Origin of the sequence: Nitrosomonas supralitoralis (genome assembly GCF_003011925.2) — a bacterium.
GTDB classification, from domain to species: domain Bacteria; phylum Pseudomonadota; class Gammaproteobacteria; order Burkholderiales; family Nitrosomonadaceae; genus Nitrosomonas; species Nitrosomonas supralitoralis.
Genome location: NZ_PXXU01000111.1, coordinates 1 through 3,870, shown reverse-complemented (window position 1 = coordinate 3,870; position 3,870 = coordinate 1). Strand labels below are relative to the sequence as shown.

Genomic DNA, 3,870 nt, shown 5'->3' with positions numbered 1-3,870 from the left:
CTATTAATTAATTATGAATTGTATGTCCAACGTGCATTGAGAGATAGAGGTGCACAATGAAATAAACGGAATTTAATGCATCGCTGGAATTGTTTGAACGCATGTGTCGTAATCAGCGAGTAAAACTCCGAAAATGGTTGGAAGGAAAAGAGAATACTGATGAAGTTATTGGATTATTCGAACGTAATCAGGGGGACAATCCCGCTTGTCCCTATTGTAGGGCAATCAATCTATATCGCTGGGGAAAAGCCAGTGAGCTACAACGTTATCGTTGTCGTCAATGCAACCGGACGTTTAATGCACTTACGGGCACACCACTGGCACGGTTACGGCACAAAGACAAATGGTTTGAATATGAGCAAACGAAGATTGAGGGATTAAGCATCCGAAAGTCAGCGGACAACTGCGGGATAGCCAAGAACACAAGCTTTAAGTGGCGCCATCGTTTTTTACAAATACCTGCAACGCGTCAACCCGACAAAATGAATGGTATTGTCGAAGTAGATGAAACCTATTTTCTGGAATCCATTAAAGGACAGCGCCGATTACCCAGATCTGCACGCAAACGTGGTGGTAAAGCCGTCAAGAAAGGGACATCAAAAGAACAGGTGCCCGTATTAGTGGTACGCGACCCTCATGGTGAGACTGCCAACTGTATACTGCATGGCACAAGTGCGCAGCAAATTGAACCAGTGCTTATTCCTCTGTTAAATAAGGATGTAATCTTGTGCACTGATGGGTTGCCCACTTACAAACAGATTGCCTGACAAGCAAACATTGTCCACCGTCCAGTCAATATTGCTGCAGGTCAGAGAGTTATAAACAACATCTATCATATTCAGAACGTCAATGCTTAAGATAGCCGGCTCAAGCAATGGGTGAGGAAGTTTAATGGAGTGGCAACACGTTATCTTAGAAGTTCCCTCGGATGGCACAGAATGATTGACCGTCTAGGTTAAAACAAGGCAGTTTCAACAACTAGTTGTGACATAGCCAAAATCTAAAATAACATTTCTGTAACAAACCGCACAGACAATTTCATTAATATAAATTAGTGTAAATATTTTATAACGTCATTATAAAGGATCGAAAATGAACATATATGTTGCTAGTTCCTCTGACAAAAAAGATCAAGATAAAAAAAAAGATCAAGAAAAAAACAAAACCCCTCCTCATAAAAAATAACTTTTCATAGATCTCTTCTTCCAGAAGGGATCTAATGTTTGCTTTTGGCCTGAACAAGCGTAGCTATATATATGAATATGTTATTTCAAATTTCAGAAGGAGATTTCATTATGAATAATCAAAACAGGTTTGGGTGGTTCGTACTAATTTTTACTATTTTTATTTTTGCAAGTACTGATGTACTGTCAGGACCTGATAACAATAGCAAAGAAACTTACAAACCCCAAAATGTTCAAGTATTAGAATCTGGCAGAACTAATCAATTAAAGAAAGACGCTGACTTAAGAGGTAGAACGGAAGAAAACAAGGGAAATTTTGATAAGAATGTTCCAAGAGGCAAAGGAATTGAATACCCTCCAGCAAAAAATTCTGGATCTGCCGTAGAAAATCCTGATGCGTCTTCTGGTACAAAATATTAATTTAACAAAACCACTACTCACTAAAACTCCATATGACAATATTTCTTAAGTACATTTTAAATTTATTTAAAATAAAGGGATCTTGCAATGAAATTATTAATTAGTCGTCCCTAAAAAATTCCCGTCAATCGCTTTCTTAGAGCAGCAGTTCCAAAAGATGGTCGTCTACAAAAGGTAAATTGGAACGATTTGATTTTTTCCATAAAAGAATTCGCGAAACCTGCAGTTTTCTCCACGGGGAAAAGAGCCAAAATATGGCCAGTTGCCATTAGCAAATTGATGTGCTCATCGAGTGCGCCTTTCAGATAGTTGCTCGCCATGCAGTAATTCGACTTCAGGTGGCCAATGGGTTCAATAGCCGCGCGCTTTCTGCATTTTTTTAGCTTTTTGTCTTTCTGGTTCCGGCTGTCCTTCTTTAATGCCTTTCCAAAGAGAATGATCTGGGTTCCAATGACTTCACGCTTGCCACGGTAGCCGCGATCAAACACGGCTTGCTTGGCTAGTTTGCCGCGTGAGGCTTCAACATGACTCAGAATCTCGTGTAATGTGTTGCTATCTGCAGGTTTTGTTCTTGACTAACAACTTCAACAATTAGATTACCTTTCGCCGTACTGGCGATCGAGGCCTTGCTGCCATATTCAAATTGTTTATGGTCTATTCTCAAATCATGACAGGACCAGCACCGTACTGTTTTTTTTGGAATGACACCTTCAAAATCGTTGTAATCCATCTGATGATCTTCAGTACGGACTGCCAGCCATTTATCTGCCGGATTGTAGTTCGGACCTTTTGTCCCTGCCTGCTTCCAGTCTTGTTTAATGGGGTTGATCGGGGCTGAAGATAATCCCGCTGCTTCTGGCCTTATTAGAAGTTCAGCGTTTTGGAAAAATCTTCCGTGGAGATTCTGCTTAGATATAACCAGGAAAAAACTCCTCAGTATTCCGGTTACAGTGATATCAGACTGCTGTTGAACTTGATGCCCGACTTGTCGATCGATCCCTAAGCTTCGGCCGCCGAAGCAGTATCTTCTCGCCCTCAAATTCTCTTAAAAATATCCATATAAATCAGTGAATTCCTCCATACATACCAGGATATAATCAGTACAGTACAACTACATAATTACTGCATCTTGTCACTTGTCTTATGAGCAGAGTTATAAGAATATTACTCAACCACCAATAACCTAAAAGTCATTGAAAGAATTAGAATCTTGGTGAAAGTTGAAATCATTTCAGAGAAATCTGTCATTGTGTAATATGCCTCTATACTATTTTCAGTTTGACCTGAGTGTGCGTCAGGCGGTTCTGTCGCATTAAGCGAGATCATCAACACCTTCTTGTAGACTGTTGACATCGAAAAAATGGTGAAGCCACATGCTGGTTGTAAAAGGAATGCGATTTCCGATTGAGGTGATTTTGGTCTGCATCCGCTGGTACGCGGCGTATCCGTTAAGTTGCCGGCACCTGGAAGAAATGATGGAGGAGCGTGGTGTTACAGTTGACCATACTACAGTGAGCCGTGGGGCAATCCGGTTTCTCCCATTACTGGAAAAGATTTTCAGAAAGTATAAGCGCCCGGTTGGTGGCGGATGGACGAGACTTACATTAAAGTGAAAGGGGTTTGGAAATACCTCTATCGCGCTGTGGACAGGGATGGCAAAACGATCGATTTTCTATTAACGGCCAAGCGCGATAAGGCCGCTGCTAAACGCTTCTTTGACAAAGCCATGCTAGCCAATGGCGTACCTGAAAAGGTCACGATGGATAAAAGTAGCGCCAATAAAGCAGCGATTGATGAGATCAATGCCCACAGAGAGATACCCATGGTGGTTCGTCAGGTCAAATATCTTAATAATGTAGTGGAACAAGATCATCGAGCAGTGAAGCGAATAACGAAGCCAACGCTTGGATTCAAATCTTTTCAATCAGCTAAAAACATCTTGGCTGGTATCGAACTAATGCACATGATTCGCAATGGTCAGAGGAAGATGGAAGAAACTGACGAGATGTCTTTTGCGGAACAATTTTATGCTCTAGCAAGATAATCACGTCAAGACCAACTGTACTCTCGATAAATTCAAGAAAATATCAGTTTTCTTTCGTTAATGCGACAGAACCCATGAAATAATCAGCTTGTTGTCTTCGTTTTATCTATTGCCGATAATTTGTTTTATATTAAATGATAATTATAATGTGATTTATAATTGATAGAGATTTGAACCATCTATCTGTCGTAATTGTATTCCAACAAAGGTGCGTAAAATTAA

1 protein-coding gene and 3 pseudogenes are annotated in these 3,870 nt (G+C 40.4%); 3 read left to right on the top strand and 1 reads right to left on the bottom strand.

Annotated elements, in window-relative coordinates:
- Positions 1-101: 101 nt before the first annotated feature.
- Both C7H79_RS16595 and C7H79_RS16590 read left to right on the top strand, forming a co-directional pair.
- A pseudogene (locus tag C7H79_RS16595) lies at positions 102-993 on the top strand (IS1595 family transposase).
- Between the two features lie 302 nt (positions 994-1,295).
- The gene (locus C7H79_RS16590; protein ID WP_106708350.1) at positions 1,296-1,604 is read left to right on the top strand and encodes a hypothetical protein; all 309 of its coding nucleotides are present in this window, start codon (positions 1,296-1,298) and stop codon (positions 1,602-1,604) included.
- Positions 1,605-1,740: 136 nt separating this feature from the next.
- On the opposite strand, the pseudogene C7H79_RS19715 reads toward C7H79_RS16590, so the two are convergent.
- Positions 1,741-2,643, bottom strand: a pseudogene (locus C7H79_RS19715) (transposase).
- 334 nt (positions 2,644-2,977) lie between these two features.
- Here C7H79_RS19715 and C7H79_RS16575 point away from each other — a divergent pair.
- A pseudogene (locus C7H79_RS16575) lies at positions 2,978-3,648 on the top strand (IS6 family transposase).
- The last annotated feature ends 222 nt before the right edge of the window (positions 3,649-3,870 follow it).

Excerpts from the sequence above, each read along its gene's own strand:
- C7H79_RS16590 (WP_106708350.1), top strand. The coding sequence starts at position 1,296 with ATGAATAATCAAAACAGGTTTGGGTGGTTCGTACTAATTTTTACTATT.